This is a genomic window from Vitiosangium sp. GDMCC 1.1324 (assembly GCF_003044305.1).
Classification (GTDB): Bacteria; Myxococcota; Myxococcia; order Myxococcales; family Myxococcaceae; genus Archangium.
This window is the reverse complement of the sequence record NZ_PZOX01000043.1, coordinates 16,509-36,384: the sequence shown is the minus strand read 5'-3', so window position 1 is coordinate 36,384 and position 19,876 is coordinate 16,509. Positions and strand designations below refer to the sequence as shown.

The window sequence follows — 19,876 nt, the reverse complement described above, 5'->3', positions numbered from 1 at the left end:
TCTCCGCGCTCAACGGCGACAACGTGGTGCAGCGCTCGGAGAAGATGCCCTGGTACCAGGGCCCCGTGCTGCTGCATCACCTGGAGAACGTGCACATCGCCTCGGATCGCAACCTCATCCAGGTGCGCTTCCCAGTGCAGTACGTCTCCCGGCCCATCTCCAAGAAGCTCCATGACTACCGGGCCTACTCAGGGCAGTTGGTGGGTGGGGTGGTGCGGCCCGGAGATGAAGTGATGGTGCTGCCCTCCGGCTTCACCTCGCGCATTCGTGCGATTGAGCTGGCGGGCAAGCCCGTGGAGGAGGCCTTCCCTCCCATGTCCGTCAATATCTCCCTGACGGACGAGCTCGACATCAGCCGCGGCGACATGCTGTGCCGCCCGGGCAATCCGCCCACCGTCGCTCAAGACATCGACGCCATGGTGTGTTGGCTGGTCGAGCAGCCCCTGCAGCTCGGGGCGAAGCTGGCCATCAAGCACACCACGCGCTCGGCCCGGGCCCTGGTCAAGGACATCCAGTACCGGCTCGACGTGAACACGCTTCACCGGGACGAGGAGTGCAAGGCCCTGAAGCTGAACGAGGTCGGCCGCGTGAAGTTGCGGACGACCGTGCCGCTCTTCTTCGACGAGTACCGGCGCAACCGCCACACCGGCAGCTTCATCCTCATCGACGAGGGGACGAATGCCACGGTGGGCGCCGGAATGATCAACGGCCCCGCGGCCTGAATGGCGGGAGTGGACGACACAGGGGGTCCTCCGTGAGTCAGCAAGCTACAGCAACAGCAGGAATTTCGACTGAGACCAACACGGCCCGGGCCGGCGGCTTCATCCTCTGGTTCACCGGCATGTCCGGTGCGGGCAAGAGCACGCTCTCCACGGCGGTGCGCCGCCAGTTGGAGCCCACCCACTCGGTGGAGGTGCTCGACGGAGATGAGATCCGCACGTTCCTCTCCAAGGGCCTGGGCTTCACCAAGCCTGATCGCGAGGAGAACATCCGGCGCATCGGTTACGTGGCGCGGCTGCTCGCCAAACACCGGGTGGCGGTCATCTCCGCGGCCATCTCTCCGTACCGCGAGTCGCGCAACGAAGTGCGGCGGCTGGCCACGGAAGCCGGCACCCCGTTCATCGAGGTGTATGCACAGGCCAGCCTGGAGGCGCTCGTCCACCGTGACGTGAAAGGTCTCTACAAGAAGGCGCTGGCGGGAGAGATCCCCCACTTCACGGGCATCTCGGATCCCTACGAGCCGCCCGAGTCGCCCGAAGTGACCGTCCACACCGACTCGGAGACGGTGGAGCAGAGCGTGGAGCGCATCCTCGGTGCGCTGCACCAACGAGGACTCCTGGGGTCCACTCCCCGGTGAGCCCGGAGGTCCGCGGACGAGCAATCTTCCACTACCAACCATGTCGTTGTGTGGGGCCCGCCGTTTGATTCAGGCTCCCGGCCTCGCGACAGAGACCTTTCCCCTCACCATCATGCACGCACCTCTCTCAAGATGGATTCTCGCGGGCACACTGCTCCTGGGCTCGGCGGCCATGGCCGACCCCGGCGAGTCCGTGGCCCAACCCGCAGCCCAACCCGTGGCCCAAGGTGTTTCGGTCGGAGTCTCGAACTTCCGCCACTACGGACTGCTGCGCCCCTCGGAGGAGGCCACCACACTCGAGGCCGCGTACCAGCGCGCCCTGGGCACCGAGGGTCTCGGACAACACCTGTTCCTGGGAGGCGGGCTGCGCTTCGCCCTGCCCTCCAACAAGGTGAACTTCCCGCTCGAGGTCTTCGCCCGGGGTGAGCTCCGGACGCGGCTGGGCTTCTGGGAGCCCGCCGGGGGACTCGAGTTCGGATACAGCCAGGTGGCCCTGCCCTGGCAGACCCTGCGCATCCCCTTCGCCAAGGAGCTGTTCGCGGCGGAGGATGCGCGCACCGGTCCCTTGTATTTCGCCATCCATGCCGCGCCCCTGCGCTTCCACTTCGGCCGCTTCGTGGTGGGAGCCTTCGAGGTGCAGTGGGGACCCGTTGGCCCTCCCTTTGGAACGGTGCAGCGGCTCCATGTCGGTCTGGCCCGTGTGGAGATGCAGCTATGAGCCTCTCGATTCGTTCTTCCCTCGTCATGCTCGCCGCGGGCCTCGGCCTGGCTGGCGGCGCCTCGTGCACCCCGACCCAGGTCCTGGAAGGGGCGGATGTGCCTCGCCTGAAGGCCATCTCCGAAGAGGTCGATACCGAGCGCGTCTGGGACAATCTCAAGGAGCTGACGGAGCAGCACATGTCGGACCAGTCGCTCCCCTGCGAATCCCTGTTCCCGGCCAACATCCGCAAGGCCTACCCCGAGCTGTGCAACCTCTCCAACACCAAGTCGGGGAAGTGGGTCCGCGACCGGTTCGCCCACCTCGAGCTGTCGTCCCAGGACGACGTGTCGACCGGCGACACCGACGTGAGCACCACCAACATCGTCGCGGAGATCAAGGGCACCTCCAAGCCGGACGAGGTCATCCTGGTCGGCGCCCACTACGACGCCTTCTGGCAGGGCGCCGATGACAACAGCAGCGGCGTGGCGGCCATGATGGAGCTGGCCCGGGTGCTCTCGAAGTACAAGTTCGAGCGGACCATCCGCTTCGTCGGCTTCGACCTCGAGGAGTGGGGCATCTCCGGCAGCCACCGGTACGTGAAGGCAGGCAATGGCGAGAAGGTCGTCACCGCGCTCGTCTTCGACTGCATCGGCTACTACTCCGAGGAGGAGGGTTCCCAGAAGTCGCTGCCCGGCCTGCCCTCGCCCACCAAGGCGGACTTCCTGGCCATCATCGGCAACGACGAGTCCGCCTACGAGGCCTCCCAGGTCTACGCGCTCAACAACGAGCTGAAGCTCATGAACACGGTGCCGCTGATCTCCTCCGGCAACGGCACGCCCACCATGGGTCAGGCCCTGACGCTCAGCGATCACCTGGCGTTCTGGTTCGCCCACCACAAGGCCGTGTTCCTCACCGACACCGCGCCTTTCCGCAACCCGAACTACCACAAGAAAACCGACACGCTGGACACGCTGGACAAGGCTCGGCTGGGCCAGGCCACCCGCGTGGCCGCCACCGCGATCGCCTACTGGGCTGGGGGACCGACTCCGTGAAGACCGCACAGCACACGTTCATCAAGGCCGGCGCGCTCGCGCTGGGGCTCGGACTCGTGGGGACCTCCGGTGACGCGAGGGCCGAGGAGTCCTCGTCCCTCCAGCACCGGTTCTCCGTCTACGCCGCGGCGGGCGCTCAGGTGTACCTGTCCAATGCCCGGACCATCGGCGGCATCGGGGGCGGCATCGGCGTTCGGGACACCCTCAACGACCGCTTCATCCTCCAGGCGGACCTCAGCTACCTGTCGATGCTGGGCAACACGGCGTCGTTCCGCGTCGGGGCCGGCGTGCAGCGCAGCGGGACGTATGCCCCCGCGGCCCTGCTCACGCTGTCCACCCTGTTCGGCGAGCGCCTGAGCTTCCTGACCCCCGAGCACCCCACCCGCATTAGCGGGCCCGGAATGACGTTGGGCGTCACGCTCGCGCCGGCGCGCTTCGATCTGAAGTCGGTCCAGGTCTCCCTGCTCCAGCTGGGCATCGGCGCCGGCACGGACCTCCCCGGTCTGGGCCTCAGCTACTCGGTCGGCCTGCTGGAAGTCGGAGCCACCTTCTAGCATCGCCTCCGCACAGGCAGTTCGAACCCTTCCCCACGCGCCGCTGGTGAATCCGGCGGCGCGATGGGCACCCCTATTGCGCAGGACGAGGAGACTCCATGACCACCCGTGCGATTCCCGGCCCCTCCACTGTCCCGGACGTGCGCTGCGACACGCTCGTCGAGCTGCTGCGGACCCGGGCCCAGCGTGAGCCCGACACCCGCGGCTACACGTTCCTGGTCGACGGCGAGAGCGAGGAGGCCCACCTCACCTACGCGGAGTTGGATCTCAAGGCGCGCGCCATCGCCGCCTCGCTCCAGCGCATGGGGGCCCAGGGCCAGCGCGCCCTGCTGCTCTACCCGCCGGGACTGGACTACATCGCGGGCTTCTTCGGCTGTCTCTATGCCGGCGTCACCGCCGTCCCCATCTACCCGCCGGACCCGATGCGGCTGGGACGCACCCTGCCCCGGCTGCTCGCCATCAGCAACGACGCGCAGGCCACGGTGGCGCTCACCACCGACTTCATCTTCGGCATGGCCGAGATGCTCTTCGAGCAGGCCCCGGAGCTGAAGTCGCTTCAGTGGATGGCCACCGACACGCTGGAGTCCGCCGTCGCCGAGGGCTGGAAGGATCCGGGCGCGACTCCCGAGACGCTGTCCTTCCTCCAGTACACCTCGGGATCCACCAGCACGCCCAAGGGCGTGATGCTCACGCACTCCAACCTGCTGCATAACCTGTCCCTCATCCACTCGTGCTTCGGGCACTCGCGCCAGAGCCAGGGCGTCATCTGGCTGCCGCCCTACCACGACATGGGCCTCATCGGCGGCATCCTCCAGCCGCTCTACGGTGGCTTCCCCGTGGTGCTCATGTCGCCCGTGGACTTCCTGAAGAAGCCCATCCGCTGGCTCCAGGCCATCTCCAAGTACAAGGCCACCACCAGCGGCGGGCCCAACTTCGCCTATGACCTGTGCACCCGGAAGGTCACCCCCGAGGAGCTCGCCGCGCTGGACCTGAGCCACTGGGACCTGGCCTTCAACGGTGCCGAGCCCATCCGCCCCGAGACCCTCAAGCGCTTCTCGGACACCTTCGGGCCCCGCGGCTTCAAGGAGCAGGCCTACTACCCCTGCTACGGCCTCGCCGAGGCCACGCTCATCGTCACCGGTGGCCACAAGGCCGAGCCGCCCATCCAGCGCACGTTCGACACCGTCGCGCTCCAGAAGAGCAAGGCGGAGATCGTTCCGACCTCGCACCCCACCGCGCAGACCCAGGTGGGCTCGGGCCGCTGTCTGACCGACCAGAAGCTCCTCGTCGTCCACCCCGAGACCCTCGTCCCATGCGCCCCGGGCGAGGTGGGGGAGATCTGGGTCTCCGGCCCCAGCGTGGCCCAGGGGTATTGGGGCCAGCCGGAGGCCACCGCCCGCGCGTTCCAGGGCGTGCCCCAGGGCGCGAAGGACGGCATGCGCTTCCTGCGCACCGGAGACCTCGGCTTCCTCCTCGACGAAGAGCTCTTCGTCACCGCGCGCCTCAAGGACCTCATCATCATCCGAGGCCGCAACCACTACCCCCAGGACCTCGAGCTGACGGTGGAGAAGACCCACCCGGCTCTGCGTCCCGGCTGCGGCGCCGCGTTCGCCATCGAGGTCCAGGGCGAGGAGCGTCTGGTGGTGGCGCACGAGATCGATCGCAAGGCGGTCGAGTCCGGCAGCGTCGACCTGGAGGCGCTCGCACAGAACATCCGCCAGGCCATCGCGGATCAGCACGAGGTGCAGGCCCACGGCGTGGTGCTGCTCCAGGCCGGCAGCATCCCCAAGACCTCCAGCGGGAAGATCCAGCGCCACGCCACCAAGAAGGACTTCCTCTCAGACAGCCTGGAGATCGTCCACAAGAGCGTCCTGGACGCGCCTCCGGCTCCGAAGGAGCAGGCCGCCGCTCCGAAGCGCGAGCCGAGCTTCATCCAGAAGGCGCTCGCCGCCGTGCAGGATCCCCAGGCGCGTCACTCGCTCCTGCTGCTGCACCTGCAGGAGCAGGCCTCCCGCGTCCTGCGCGTCCCCTCCAGCCAGATCGATCCGAACAAGACGCTCTACGCCTTCGGCATGGACTCGCTGATGGCGGTGGACCTCAAGAGCACCGTGGAGTCGAGCCTCGGCATCGAGGTGCCCCTCTCCGACGTCATGCAGGGGCCCACCCTCACGAAGTTCGCGGAGCTCGTCCTCGGGTATCTGGCCGCGCCCGCCACCGCGCCCGCGAAGGAGGCACCGAAGCCCCGCGCCAGTGGTGACGCGCCCCTGTCCGGCGGACAGCAGGCCCTGTGGTTCCTGCATCAGCTCGCGCCCGGCAGCTCCGCGTACCACGTCCCCGTCGCCGTGCGCATCCGCTCCGCGCTGGATGTGCCGGCGCTGCGCCGCTGCTTCGAGATGCTCGTCACGCGCCACCCCGCGCTGCGCACCACGTTCACCATGACCCCCTCGGGTCCCGTCCAGCACGTGCACGCGCAGATGGCGCTCGACTTCGAGCCCGTGGACGCCGCCACCCTGGGTGACTCGGAGCTCGACGCGCGCCTCGCCGACGAGGCCAAGAAGCCCTTCGACCTGGAGCACGGCCCGCTGCTGCGCGTGCGCCTCTTCACCCGCTCGGCCCAGGAGCACGTGCTGCTCATGACGATGCACCACATCGTCACCGACTTCTGGTCCATCGCCGTGATCGCCGAGGAGCTCGACACCCTCTACCCCGCCGAGGCCGCCGGCAAGAAGGCCGAGCTGCCTGCGCTCGAGGCCACCTACGTCGACGCCGCGCACGAGCAGGCCGCCATGCTCGCCGGGCCTCGCGGCCAGGCGCTCGAGAAGTACTGGCGCGAGCAGCTCGCCGGTGAGCTGCCCGTGCTCAACCTGCCCACGGATCATCCGCGCCCGCCCGTCCAGACCTTCAACGGTCTCATCCACACCACCCGGCTCGACTCGAAGCTGGTGGAGCAGCTCAAGGCGCTCGCCCAGGCCCAGGGCTCCACGCTCGCCATGGTGCTCCAGACGGCCTTCCAGGTGCTGCTGCACCGCTACACTGGCCAGCAGGACTTCACCCTCGGCGTGGTCAGCGCCGGCCGCGGCAAGGCCGACCTCTCCCGCGTCGCCGGCTACTTCGTCAACCCGCTCGTCCTGCGCACCCGCTCCTCTCCGAACCAGACCTTCGAGGCGTTCCTCTCCAAGACGCGCCAGACGACGCTCGACGCCTTCGAGCACCAGGACTACCCCTTCAATACCCTCGTCGAGCGGCTCCAGCCGGTGCGCGACCCCAGCCGCTCGCCGCTCTTCCAGGTGATGTTCTCCTACCAGCGCGCCTACAAGCTCGATGAGCGCGGGCTCACGCCGTTCGCCCTCGACATCCCGGGCGCCAGGGCCGAGCTGGCCGGCCTGAAGCTCGAGTCCCTCACGCTCGAGCACCACGTCGCCCAGTTCGACCTGACGCTCACCCTGGGCGAGGCGGACGGCGGCATGGTCGCCTCGTTCGAGTACAACACCGACCTCTTCGAGCCCGACTCCATCTCCCGCATGGCCGGGCACCTGCGCACGCTGCTCGCTGGGATCGTCGCCGACCCGCGCAAGCCGCTCGCCGAGCTGCCCCTCCTCACCGACGCCGAGCGCCAGCAGCTCCTCGTCGAGTGGCACGGCACGCACGTCCCCCTCACCGAGGACATGAACGTGCCGGCGCTGTTCTCGGCCCAGGCCGAGCGCACGCCCGATGCCGTCGCCGTGCTCTTCAAGGACGAGCGGCTCACCTACCGCGAGCTGAAGCAGCGCGCCGGGCGGCTCGCCTCGTGGCTGCGCTCGGAGGGCGTGGGCCCCGGCTCCATCGTCGGCCTCTGCCTGGAACGCTCGCTGGAGACGATTGTCTCCGTGCTCGGTGTGCTCCAGACCGGCGCCGCCTACGTGCCGCTCGACCCGGCCTACCCCGCCGAGCGTCTGGCCTATGTGCTCGCCGACGCCCAGGCCCCCGTCCTGCTCACCCAGTCCTGGCTGCGCACCCAGCTCGGGCAGCTCTCCTTGAAGGACGGCGAGGTGCGCGTCCTCTGCCTGGACACGGACATGGACTGGAGCTCGGGCACCGAGCAGGCCCCCGCCCGCATCCAGCCGAATGATCTGGCGTGCCTCATCTACACCTCCGGCTCCACCGGACAGCCCAAGGGCGTCATGCTGGAGCACGGCGGCATCACCAACCTGGTGCGCTCGTTCATCGACTCGTACCAGCCCGGTGCCAACGACCGGATCCTCCCGCTCACCTCGCTCGCCTCGGCCAGCTTCGTGGGGGAGATCCTCCCGCTGCTGTGCGCCGGGGGCACGCTCGTGCTTCCCACCGAGGATGAGATCCTCGACCTGGAGAAGCTCTTCGGGCTCATCGCCCGACACACCGTCTCCATCGTCAGCACCGTGCCCGCCGTGCTCGCCGGGCTCAACGCTCGCAAGGACGAGCTCCCGCCGATCCGGCTCGTCCTCAGCGGCGGCGAGGCCCTGGTGGCCAGCGACATGGAGCGCCTGCTCGACACCACCCAGGTGGTGAACGGCTACGGCCTCACCGAGACCACCGTCTGCTCGACCTACTACCCCATCCGCCCCGAGGACCTGCAAGCCAACTCCTGGGTCCCGATCGGCAAGCCCGTCATCAACACGTCCGTGTACGTGCTCGATGCGCAGCGCAACCTGCTGCCCGTGGGCTGCCGCGGTGAGCTGTACGTGGGCGGTGCCGGTCTGGCGCGCGGCTACTGGCGCCGCCCGGAGCTGTCCTCCGAGCGCTTCGTCCCCAACCCGTTCCGCCCCGGCGAGCGCCTGTACCGCACCGGCGACATGGCCCGCTGGCTCCCGGACGGCGTGCTCGAGTACCTGCACCGCGTCGATGACCAGGTGAAGATCCGCGGCTTCCGCATCGAGCTGGGCGAGGTCGAGGCGGCCCTCAAGCAGCACCCCCAGGTGCGCGATGCGCTCGTCATGGCGCGCGAGGACTCGCCCGGTGACAAGCGCCTGGTGGCATATGTGGTGCTCACCGACTCCGCGCAGACGAGCAGCGAGCTCCACGCGTGGCTGTCCGAGCGGCTCCCGCCCTACATGCTGCCGTCCGTCTTCATGCCGCTCTCGGCGCTGCCGCTCTCGCCCAACGGCAAGGTGGACACCAAGGCCCTCCCCGTCCCCGAGGGCGAGCGCCCCGCCCTCGCCGCCGCCTATGTCGCTCCGCAGAGCTCGCTCGAGCGCGACATCGCCACGGTCTGGCAGGAGATCCTCAAGGTCGACCGCGTCGGCCTCCACGACAACTTCTTCGAGCTCGGTGGTAACTCGATGCTCATCGCCCGGGTGCACCGCCGCCTGCGCGAGGAGCTCAAGACCGAGCTCGCCCTCGTGGACATGTTCAAGTACTCGACCGTCAGCTCCCTGGCGCAGTTCCTGAGCCGCAAGACGGACGACTCCTCCGCCAACGCCCAGAAGCTCAAGGACGAGGCCGACAAGCGCAAGGCCGCGATGGGCAAGCGTCAGCAGCTCGCCCAGGCCCGTCTGCGCAAGCCCGGTGGCAAGTAGCCGCTGGCGCATCCACTCCTTTCCCCTTGATGGACCCGGAACGCCCCATGACCACTGAGACCACCCCTGAGTTGGAAGGGATCGCGATCGTCGGACTGGCCGCCCATGTCCCCGGCTCGAGGACGATCGCCGAGTTCTGGAAGAACCTGCACGATGGCGTCGAGTCCATCTCGTTCTTCTCCGAAGAGGAGCTGATCGCCTCCGGCATCGACCCGTCGCTCGTGCGCGCACCCAACTACATCAAGGCGTGCGGCGTCCTGGGAGACACCGACCAGTTCGATGCGGCCTTCTTCGGGCTCAACCCGCGCGAGGCGGCGTTGATGGACCCGCAGCACCGCGTCTTCCTCCAGTGCGCCTGGGAGGCGATGGAGACCGCGGGCTACAGCCCCGAGCGCCAGCCGGGCCGCACTGGCGTGTTCGGTGGCATGAGCATGAACACGTACCTGCTCACCAACGTGTACCCGCACCTGTCGCACGTGGCGTCCGTGGAGAGCCTCCAGGCCTCCATCGGCAACGACAAGGACGCGCTCACCACCGAGGTGGCCTACCGGCTCAACCTCAAGGGGCCCGCGGTCACCATCCAGTCGTCTTCGTCCACGTCACTCACCGCCATCCACTACGCCTGCCAGAGCCTCCTCAGCTACGAGTGCGACATGGCCCTGGCCGGCGGCGTGTCCATCCACTTCCCGGAGAAGCAGGGCTACCTGTTCTACGAGGGCGGAACCACCTCGTCCGACGGCCACTGCCGCCCCTTCGACTCCCGGGCCGAGGGCTTCGTCTCCGGGCACGGCGCGGGTGTGGTGGCGCTGCGCCGCCTCGCGGATGCCATCGCCGCTGGTGACACCATCTACGCCGTCGTGAAGGCCACGGCGGTGAACAACGACGGCTCGCAGAAGGTCAGCTACATGGCCCCCAGCGTCGAGGGCCAGGCCGAGGTCGTCTCGCTCGCGCAGGCGCTCGCGGGCGTGGAGCCGGACAGTATCGGCTACGTGGAGTGCCATGGCACCGCCACCCAGATGGGAGATCCCATCGAGATCGCCGCCCTCACGCAGGCGTTCCGCGCCGGTACCGACCGGAAGGGCTTCTGCGCCATCGGCTCGGCGAAGAGCAACATCGGCCACCTGGACTCGGCCGCGGGCGCGGTGGGCCTCATCAAGGCCGCGCTGGTGCTCCACCACAAGCAGATCCCCGCCACCCTCCACTTCGAGTCGCCCAACCCCGCCATCGACTTCGACAACAGCCCCTTCTACGTGAACGCGAAGCTGTCCGACTGGCCCGAGGGGGAGACTCCCCGCCGCGCCGGCGTCACGTCGCTGGGCATGGGCGGCACCAACGCGCACGCCATCCTCGAGGAGACTCCCGCCCTCCCCGCCTCCGACAAGCCGCGCCGTCCGGCCCAGGTGCTGATGCTCTCGGCGCGCTCGGATGCGTCGCTCGAGGCCGCCACGGATCGGCTCGTCTCGCACCTGCGCGCGAACCCCGAGCTGAACCTCGCCGACGCGGCCTTCACGCTCCAGATGGGCCGCAAGCGCTTCGCCCGACGCCGCATCGTCGTGGCCCACACCCTGGCGGATGCCGCCGAGGCCCTCGCTTCGCGCGAGCCCGCCCGCGTCTTCACCGGCGGCCATGAGACCGAGGGCCGCCCGGTCATGTTCATGTTCTCCGGCCAGGGCTCCCAGTACGTCGACATGGGCCGGCACCTCTACGAGTCCGAGCCCCTGTTCCGCGGCGAGGTCGACGCCTGCGCGAAGAAGCTCGAGAAGCACCTCGGCTTCGACCTGCGCACTGTCCTGTACCCCTCCGAGGCCCAGCGCGAGGCCGCCACCGAGCGGCTCAAGCAGACCTCGCTCACCCAGCCCGCGCTGTTCGTCATCGAGTACGCGCTCGCGAAGCTGTGGATGTCGTGGGGCCTCAAGCCCCAGGCAATGATCGGTCACAGCATCGGTGAGTATGTGGCCGCCTGTCTCGCGGGCGTGTTCTCGCTCGAGGACGCGCTGGCGCTCGTGGCCGCTCGCGGCCGGCTCATGCAGCAGATGCCCGCTGGCGCCATGCTCGCCCTGCCCATGACCGAGGCCCAGGTGCTGCCGCTGCTCGGTGCGGAGCTCTCGCTCGCCGCCGTCAACAGCCCCGAGACCTGTGTCGTCGCCGGGCCCATCCCCGCCATCGACGCGCTCGCGGAGAAGCTCACCGCCCAGGGCGTCAGCACCAACCGCCTGCACACCTCGCACGCGTTCCACTCGTCCATGATGGACCCCATCCTGGATGCGTTCCGCGAGCAGGTCCGGCGCGTCTCCCGTCAGGTGCCCCAGCTGCCCTACCTGTCCAACGTGACGGGCAAGTGGATCACCGCCGAGGAGGCCACCAGCCCCGACTACTGGGCCAAGCACCTGCGCCAGGCCGTGCGCTTCGCCGACGGGCTGAGCGAGCTGCTCAAGGAGGCCGACGCCGTCCTGCTCGAGGTGGGCCCCGGCCAGACGCTCGCGACGCTCGCCCGGCAGCACCCCGCCAAGGGCGCCCAGCACGTGTTCATCAACTCCCTGCGCCACCCTCGCGAGCAGAAGAACGATCTGGACTTCCTGCTCGGCGCGCTCGGCCGGCTGTGGCTGGCCGGTGTCGAGCCGGACTGGGATGCCTTCTACGGCGACGAGAAGCGCCGCCGCATCGCCCTCCCCACCTCTCCGTTCGAGCGCCAGCGCCACTGGGTGGATCCGCCCGCGGACAGCGGTCACGGCAAGAAGGCCCAGAGCGCCTCGGCCGACAAGAAGCTGCCCCTACCGCAGTGGTTCTATCTGCCCTCGTGGCAGCGCGCCCTCCCTCCCGCCAGTGCGTGGAGCGAGCAGAAAGCGAACTGGTGGCTGTTTGTCCCCGAGACGCATGGGCAGGGTGGGCTGAGCGCCCGTCTGGCCCGGCGCCTCGCGGAGGCCGGCCAGCAGGTCGTCACCGTCTCCCCGGGCACGCACCTCGCGCAGCTCGGTGAGCGCCACTGGTCCATCAACCCGCGCGACGCCTCGGACTTCGCGTCCCTGCTTCAGCAGCTCAAGGCCCAGGGCCTCGAGCCCGACCGCATCCTCCACCTCTGGAGCGCCGTCCCCGACAGCACCTCCGGCTCGCGTGGGGCCTCCTCGTTCGACCCGGCGCAGGACCATGGCTTCCACAGCCTGCTGTTCCTGGCCCAGGCGCTCGGCCGCCAGGAGGCGAAGCCCGTGTCGCTCGCCGTGGTCACCCACCGGATGCAGGCGCTCGGAGACGAGCTCCCCAGCCCCGAGAAGGCCACCGTGCTCGGCCCCGTCCGCGTCATCCCCCAGGAGTTCCCTCACATCGCCTGCCGCTCGGTGGACGTGAGCCTGCCCTCCCCGGGAAGCTGGCAGGAGGCCCAGCTCGTCGAGCAGCTCCTCGCCGAGTGCGCCGATGGCTCCCGCCGCGAGAACGTCATCGCCTGGCGCGGCCAGCAGCGCCAGGTGCAGGTCTTCGAGCCCATCTCCGCTCGCGCTCCAGACCAGGTCCCCCTGCGTGACAAGGGCGTCTACCTCGTCCTCGGCGGCTTCGGCACCATCGGCTTCAACCACGCCGAGGCCCTCGCCAAGCGCGTCCAGGCCCGGCTCGTGCTCGTCGGCCGCTCCGCGCTGCCCGAGCGCTCCGCGTGGGACTCGTGGCTCGCGACGCACGACGAGAAGGACCCCATCGGCCAGAGGATCCGCAAGGTGCGGGCGCTCGAGGCGCTCGGTGCCGAGGTGCTCGTGGCCAGCGCCGATGTGGCCGACGCGGCCCAGCTCCGTACCGTGGTTGACCAGGCCCTCTCGCGCTTCGGCGCGCTCCACGGCGTGGTGTTCTCCGCGGGTACTGTCGACGCGTCGCTCTTCCGCAGCCTCGCGGACGTGACGCCCACCGACGCCCGCTTCCTCTTCCAGAGCCGGGCTCTCGGTTTGTACGCACTCGAGGAAGCCCTGCGCGGCCGGCAGCTCGACTTCTGCATGCTGGCCTCGTCGCTCGCGGCGGTGCTCGGGGGCGTCGGACGGGCCTCGTACTCTGCGGCCATGAGCTTCATGGACGCGTTCGCCCTCCGTCAGACGCAGGAGTCCCCCACCCCCTGGTTGAGCGTGGGCTGGGATGCCTGGGCCTCCGACTCGGGCCCCAACCCCTTCGGCTCGCTGTCCATCTCCGCCACCGAGGGCGCCGAGGCCTTCGCGCACCTGCTGTCGCTGGGCCCGGTGGCCCAGGTCGCCGTGTCCACCAGCCACCTGCCCGCCCGCATCGAGCGCAACTCGCAGCCCGAGCCCCAGCAGAAGGCCGAGGTCGCCAAGGCCGAGCACGTGGTGCCCGATGCGCAGAGCCAGCAGGCCGCGCCCCGGCCCGCCCTGCAGAACGCCTACGTGGCCCCGCGTGACGAGCTGGAAGAGGCCGTCGCGAAGCTGTGGGAGTCCATGCTGGGCATCACCCAGGTGGGCATCCACGACAACTTCTTCGAGCTGGGGGGCAACTCGCTCGTCGGCATCAAGTTGATTGCCCGGGTGCGCGAGCAGTTCGGCGTCCCGGTCCCCGCCGTCACCCTGTACGAGGGCCCAACGGTGGAGGCGCTGGCGAAGCTGCTCAAGGCCGCCTCCGGTGGTGCCGAGGAGCCATCCGACGACTCCGAGAGCCGCAGCCGCGGCGAGCGCCGCCGCGCCAAGAGACAGCGCCGCGGCGACAGCACCTCCGACGAAGAGAACTGATCCGCTCCGTTCAGGGAACCACTGCCCATGCCTCCCGAAACCTTCATTGACGAGCAGGACATCGCCATCATCGGCATGACCGGCCGCTTCCCCGGCGCGAAGGATCTCGACGCCTTCTGGAAGAACCTGTGCAACGGCACCGAGTCCATCCGGCCCCTGAGTGATGCCGACCTGGAGAAGCTCGGCGTGGATCCGGCCCTGCGCAAGGATCCGCACTACGTGAAGGCGAGCGCCGCCCTGGAGGGCATGGAGCTGTTCGACGCCGGGTTCTTCGGCTTCACGCCTCGCGAGGCGGAGCTGATGGATCCGCAGCACCGCGTCTTCCTGGAGTGCGCCTGGGAGGCCCTCGAGCGTGCCGGCTACACGCCGGACCGCTACGACGGCGCCATCGGCGTGTTCGCGGGCGCCTCCACCAACACGTACCTCATCTACAACCTCGTCCCCAACGCCGACCGGCTCGGCGCGCTGGATCAGGTGCAGATCGACGTGGGCAACGGCGGCGACTTCCTCAGCACCCGCGTCGCCTACAAGCTCGACCTGCGCGGCCCCAGCTACTCCATCCTCAGCGCCTGCTCGACGTCGCTGGTGGCCACCCATGTGGCCTGCCAGAGCCTCCTCAACCAGGAGTGCGACATGGCGCTCGCTGGCGGCGTCTCCGTCCACGTCAAGCACCCCGAGGGCTATTCGTACATCCCGGGCGGCATCGTGTCCCCCGACGGCCACTGCCGCGCCTTCGACGCGAAGGCCGAGGGCACCGTGTTCGGCAGCGGCGTGGGCGCCGTGGTGCTCAAGCGGCTCAAGGATGCCCTCAAGGACGGCGATCACATCCACGCCATCATCAAGGGCTCGGCCATCAACAACGACGGCTCCCACAAGGTCGGCTACACCGCCCCCAGCGTGGAGGGCCAGGCCGCCGTCATCGACGAGGCGCTCGGCGCCGCCGGCGTGGAGCCCGAGACGATCGGCTACATCGAGGCCCATGGTACCGGCACCCAGATGGGTGACCCGATCGAGCTCCGCGCCCTCACCAAGGCGTTCCGCTACAAGCCCGGGACTCCTCGTGCGGCGAAGATGCGCTGCGCTGTCGGATCGCTCAAGAGCAACATCGGTCACCTGGCCAACGCCGCGGGCGTGTCCAGCCTCATCAAGGCCGTGCTCTCGCTCGAGCACCAGAAGCTGACGCCCAGCCTCCACTTCGAGAAGCCGAGCCCCGAGATCGACTTCGCCAACAGTCCCTTCTACGTGAACACCACCCTGGCCGACTGGAAGGCGCCCGCCAACGGCCCGCGCCGCGCGGGGGTGAGCTCGTTCGGTGTCGGCGGGACGAACGCCCACGTCGTCCTCCAGGAGGCGCCTCCCCTGGCGCCCTCGAGCACGTCGCGGCCCGTGCAGCTGCTCGTGCTCTCGGCCAAGTCCGAGGCGGCGCTCGAGGTGGCCACGGACAACCTGGCCCGGCACCTGAAAGAGAACCCTGGCGTCCACCTGCCCGACGTGGCTCACACGCTTCAGGTGGGCCGGCAGGCCATGGCCTTCCGCCGCGTGGTCGTGAGCCGCGACCGCGAGGAGGCCGTGCGCGCCCTGGAGACCCGCGACCCCCAGCGCGTGTGGACCGGTTCACCCACCGCGCAGGACCGGCCCGTGGCGTTCCTGTTCCCCGGCCAGGGCTCGCAGTACGTGGACATGGCGCGCGAGCTGTACGCCTCCGAGCCCGTGTTCTGTGCGCACCTGGACTCCTGCGCCACGCTCCTCCTGCCGCACCTCGGCGTGGACCTGCGCAAGCTGCTCTACCCCGAGCAGGCCCAGGCCGAGAACGCCGCCCAGGCGCTCACCCGCACGGCCATCGCCCAGCCAGCGCTGTTCTCCATCGAGTACGCCCTGGCCCAGCTCTGGATGTCCTGGGGCGTGCAGCCCAAGGCGATGCTCGGCCACAGCATCGGTGAGTACGTGGCCGCGTGCCTCGCCGGAGTCTTCGAGCTGCGTGATGCGCTCGCGCTGGTCGCCGCCCGCGGACGGATGATGCAGGAGCTCCCCGCCGGCTCCATGTTGAGCGTGGTGCTCCCCGAGGACGAGCTCCGGCCGCACCTGGGCTCGGAGCTCTCCGTGGCCGCCGTCAACGCGCCCTCCTTCACCGTCGTCGCCGGACCCACGCCCGCCATCGAGGCGCTCCAGGAGAAGCTGAAGGAGCGCGGCGTGAACGTGCAGCGGCTGCACACGTCTCACGCGTTCCACTCGGCGATGATGGACCCCATCCTGGCTCCGTTCACCGCCCGCGTGCGCCAGGTGAAGCTGAACCCGCCGAAGATTCCCTTCGTCTCCAACGTCACCGGCACCTGGATTGAGGCCTCCCAGGCCACCGACCCCTCCTACTGGGCCACGCACCTGCGCCAGGCCGTGCGCTTCGCCGATGGGTTGAAGACGCTCGCGCAGAAGCCCCAGCAGGTGCTGCTCGAGGTGGGCCCTGGCAATTCGCTCGCCAGCCTCACCCGGCAGCAGGGCGCACAGGGCGAGCGCGTCGTGCTGTCCTCGACCCGTCACCCCCGCGAGCAGTCCTCGGATGAGGCCGTGCTGCTCAGCACGCTCGGCCGGCTGTGGCTGAGCGGCGTCACGCCCGACTGGTCCGGGTTCTACGCCCGCGAGAAGCGGCGCCGGCTCCCGCTGCCCACCTACCCCTTCGAGCGCCAGCGCTACTGGCTCGACGCCCGGCCCGGCAGCCTGGCTCCGCGTCCGGCGGCCTCCGCCGAGAAGAAGAAGGACATCGCGGATTGGTTCTACGTGCCCTCGTGGAAGCGCACCCCGATCCCGCGTACCGCTCAGGCGCAGGGCGCGAAGGGCTCCGGCCGTGGCTGGCTCGTCTTCGCGGATGCGGCCGGAGTGGCGGATGCGCTCGCACCGAAGCTCGCCCAGGCGGGGCAGTCCGTCATCCGCGTCGTTCCCGGTGACGCGTTCGGCCGCCTCGCCGATGGCACCTATACGCTCCATCCCCAGCGGCGCGAGGACTACGCCGCCCTGCTCCAGGCGCTCCAGACGCAAGGGCAGGCGTTCGACGGCGTGGTGCACCTGTGGAGCGTGACGTCCGAGCCCGTGTCGCTCGAGCGGGCGCTGGACACCGGCTTCTACAGCCAGCTCTTCCTCGCGCAGGCGCTGGGCACCCAGAAGCGCTCGGAGCCGCTCGCGTGGTGGGTCGCGTCCAACGGCGCCGTCAAGGTGGAGAGCACGGACGTGCCCTCGCCGGAAAAGGCGACGCTGCTCGGTCCCTGCCGCGTCGTGCCCCAGGAGTATCCGCACATCACCTGCCACTTCGTGGACGTGGCTCCCGGCCAGGCGGGCGGTGCGGAGTCCGTGGCGGCCCAGTTGTTCGCGGAGCTCCAGGCCGGTACGTCCGAGCCGGTCATCGCCTGGCGCGGCCGTCAGCGCTGGGTCCAGACCTTCGAGCCCGTGCGCCTGGAGGCCGACGCCGCTCCCCTGCGGACGCTGAAGGAGCAGGGCGTGTACCTCGTCACGGAGGGACTCACGGGCATTGGCCACGCCCTGGCCCGTGAGCTGGCTCGCACCTCGCGGGCCCGGCTGGTGCTCGTGGAGGGCAAGGAGTTCCCCGCCAAGGACCAGTGGGCCCAGTGGCTGTCCACCCGTGGCCCTCAGGACGCCATCCGCCAGAAGATCCAGGCCGCGCAGGCGCTGGAGGCGACGGGTGCCTCGGTGCTGGTGCTCGGTGCCGACCTGACCGACGAGGCCGGGATGCGCCAGGTGCTCTCCCGGACCGTGGAGCACTTCGGGCGGATCGACGGCGTCATCCACGCCGCGGGCGGCCTGCGTCAGGGCTCCTCGCTGGGCATCATCCAGGACACGGGCCCCAGCGAGTGCGCCTCGCACTTCGCCCCGCAGGTGCACGGCCTGCGCGTCCTGGAGAAGGTCCTCCCCGCCGAGGGCCCCGCGTTCTGCCTCCTGGTGTCCTCGCTGTCGTCCATCCTCGGAGGGCTCGGGCAGGTGGTCCACGCGGCGGCCAGCCAGTTCATGGACACCTTCGCCGAGCGCCGGAGCGAGTCGGGCTCCTTCCCGTGGCTCAGCGTGGACTGGGATGCCTGGCAGTTCGAGGAGGCTCCCTCCATGTCCGCGATGAGCCCGGCGCTCGCGCAGTTCGCCATCCAGCCCCAGGAGGGACTCGAGGTCATCCGCCGCATCCTGACCCAGGCTCCCGGCGGGCAGCTCGTCATGTCCACGGGCGACCTGGAGGCCCGCAGGCGGCAGGGGCCTCGCGCTTCCACGGCCTCGGAGAAGAAGGCGGCGACGTCGAACCACGCCCGGCCCTCGCTGGCCACCGCCTACGTGGCGCCTCGCAACGACCTCGAGCGCTCCGTGGCCTCGGTGTGGCAGCAGGTGCTGGGCATCGAGCAGATCGGCGTCAACGACAACTTCTTCGAGCTGGGCGGGCACTCGCTGCTCGCCACACAGTTGCGCAACCAGCTCCACGCCGAGCTCAAGGTGGACCTGCCGCTGCGCGGTCTGTTCGAGACCCCCACGGTGGCAGCCACCGCCGCGAAGCTCGAGCAGGAGCTGGCCAAGAACGCCGCGGCCGCGGAGAAGCCCATCGGCGAGCGGCTGCGCGCCGCGTTCCCCACCGAGCGCCAGGGCATCATGGAGGACTACCTGAAGCGGAAGATCGCTCATGGCCTCCGGATCGCCATGGAGCAGTTCCCCGCCGATGGAAGCCTGAAGAGCTACGATCTGCGGCTGCTGGGCGCCGAGGTGGAGTACAACCTGCGGCAGGACTTCAAGTTCCAGCTCTACCCGCACGAGATCCAGGAGCACGCCTCCATCCCCGAGCTGGCCCGCTACCTGCTGGCCGAGATGGAGCGCCTGGCGAACCCGTCGAAGTACGTCTCCGACAAGCCGCTGTCGGCCTACGCGCTCAAGCCCTACCGCAAGCACGCCGAGGGCAGCACGGCCACGGCGAAGGGCGGGCGCAAGAACCCGCCGATGGTGTTCGTGCACTCGAGCCCGCGCGCCGGTTCCACCCTGTTCCGCGTCATGCTCGCCGGGCACCCGAAGCTCTTCTGCCCGCCCGAGGTCAACCTCCTCTTCTTCGAGAACATGAAGGAGTGGCGCGAGAACATCGGCTTCGGCCACGAGATGGAGTGGACGGAGGGTGGCCTCCAGTGGGCCTTCATGGAGCTGATGGGCATCGACTCGAACGCGGGCCAGGCGCTCGTGGACCGGTTCGTGGCGGAGAACACCCCGGCCCAGGAGATCTTCGCCAAGCTCCAGGAGCTGTCCGGCCCCCGCCTGCTGGTGGACAAGACGCCCTCGTACGCGCTGGACCCCGAGACGCTCTGGCGCTCGGAGGTGATGTTCGATCAGCCCAAGTACATCTTCCTCTACCGCCACCCGTACCCGGTCATGGAGTCGCTGTTGCGCGTGCGCTTCGACCGGCTCTTCGGCCCCAGCCTCTTTGGCAACGCCGAGGTGGATCCCCACGTGGTGGCCGAGACCGTCTGGGCGCTCTGCAACCGCAACCTGCTCGAGTTCTTCTCGCGCGTCGAGAAAGAGCGTGTCCTCTGGGTGCAATACGAGGAGCTGGTGCGCGACTCGCGCCCGGTGATGACCCGCGTGTGCGACTTCCTCGGTATCCCCTTCGATGAACGCGTGCTCCAGCCTTACGATGGCAAGCGCGAGCGCATGATGGGCGGCCTGGGCGATCCCAACATCCTGCAGCACAAGGGCATCGAGAAGGGCCTCGGCGAGAGCTGGAAGAAGATCAAGTGGCCGCGTCCGTTGGACCCGACCACGCTCGAGCTCGTCGCCCGGCTCGGCTACGAGGTGGAGCAGGCCGCTCCGCCACCCGCCAAGCCCGCCGCCCCGAAGGCCCCCTCCAAGGAGGAGGCCGAGAAGCTCCTGCAGAACCTGGATCAGCTCTCGGATGAGCAGGTCGCGGAGCTGCTCGCGATTCTGGAAGCCGATAAGGAAAAGGCCTGA

General features: G+C 69.4%; 7 protein-coding genes and 1 pseudogene. All 8 read left to right on the top strand.

The features are described 5' to 3' along the window. Positions 1 to 722, top strand: a pseudogene (locus DAT35_RS56400) (sulfate adenylyltransferase); the annotation flags it as partial. Positions 723 to 784: 62 nt separating this feature from the next. Continuing rightward, positions 785 to 1,357: an adenylyl-sulfate kinase gene (gene cysC, locus DAT35_RS56395; RefSeq protein WP_255415273.1), complete on the top strand. Its 573-nt coding sequence runs from the start codon at positions 785 to 787 to the stop codon at positions 1,355 to 1,357. A 217-nt stretch (positions 1,358 to 1,574) separates the two neighbouring features. After that, positions 1,575 to 2,075 (top strand): hypothetical protein, encoded by a 501-nt coding sequence (locus DAT35_RS56390; protein ID WP_158502418.1) that lies wholly within the window; start codon positions 1,575 to 1,577, stop codon positions 2,073 to 2,075. Continuing rightward, complete coding sequence (locus DAT35_RS56385; RefSeq protein WP_108077764.1) at positions 2,072 to 3,109, top strand: M28 family metallopeptidase; 1,038 nt, start codon at positions 2,072 to 2,074, stop codon at positions 3,107 to 3,109. Before DAT35_RS56390 ends, DAT35_RS56385 begins: the two co-directional genes overlap by 4 nt. Next, positions 3,106 to 3,663, top strand: coding sequence for a hypothetical protein (locus DAT35_RS56380; protein WP_108077763.1), 558 nt, complete (start codon positions 3,106 to 3,108; stop codon positions 3,661 to 3,663). Before DAT35_RS56385 ends, DAT35_RS56380 begins: the two co-directional genes overlap by 4 nt. Before the next feature lie 98 nt (positions 3,664 to 3,761). After that, positions 3,762 to 9,197 (top strand): non-ribosomal peptide synthetase, encoded by a 5,436-nt coding sequence (locus DAT35_RS56375; RefSeq protein WP_108077762.1) that lies wholly within the window; start codon positions 3,762 to 3,764, stop codon positions 9,195 to 9,197. Between the two features lie 47 nt (positions 9,198 to 9,244). Further along, a complete protein-coding gene (locus tag DAT35_RS56370; RefSeq protein WP_108077761.1) occupies positions 9,245 to 13,906 on the top strand; it encodes a type I polyketide synthase in 4,662 nt (1,553 codons plus the stop codon). 27 nt (positions 13,907 to 13,933) lie between these two features. Continuing rightward, positions 13,934 to 19,876, top strand: coding sequence for a type I polyketide synthase (locus DAT35_RS56365; RefSeq protein ID WP_108077760.1), 5,943 nt, complete (start codon positions 13,934 to 13,936; stop codon positions 19,874 to 19,876).

Bases quoted from the DNA above. Each gene is read 5' to 3' on its own strand.
- DAT35_RS56385 (WP_108077764.1), top strand. From the start codon at position 2,072: ATGAGCCTCTCGATTCGTTCTTCCCTCGTCATGCTCGCCGCGGGCCTC.
- DAT35_RS56375 (WP_108077762.1), top strand. From the start codon at position 3,762: ATGACCACCCGTGCGATTCCCGGCCCCTCCACTGTCCCGGACGTGCGC.
- DAT35_RS56370 (WP_108077761.1), top strand. From the start codon at position 9,245: ATGACCACTGAGACCACCCCTGAGTTGGAAGGGATCGCGATCGTCGGA.
- DAT35_RS56365 (WP_108077760.1), top strand. From the start codon at position 13,934: ATGCCTCCCGAAACCTTCATTGACGAGCAGGACATCGCCATCATCGGC.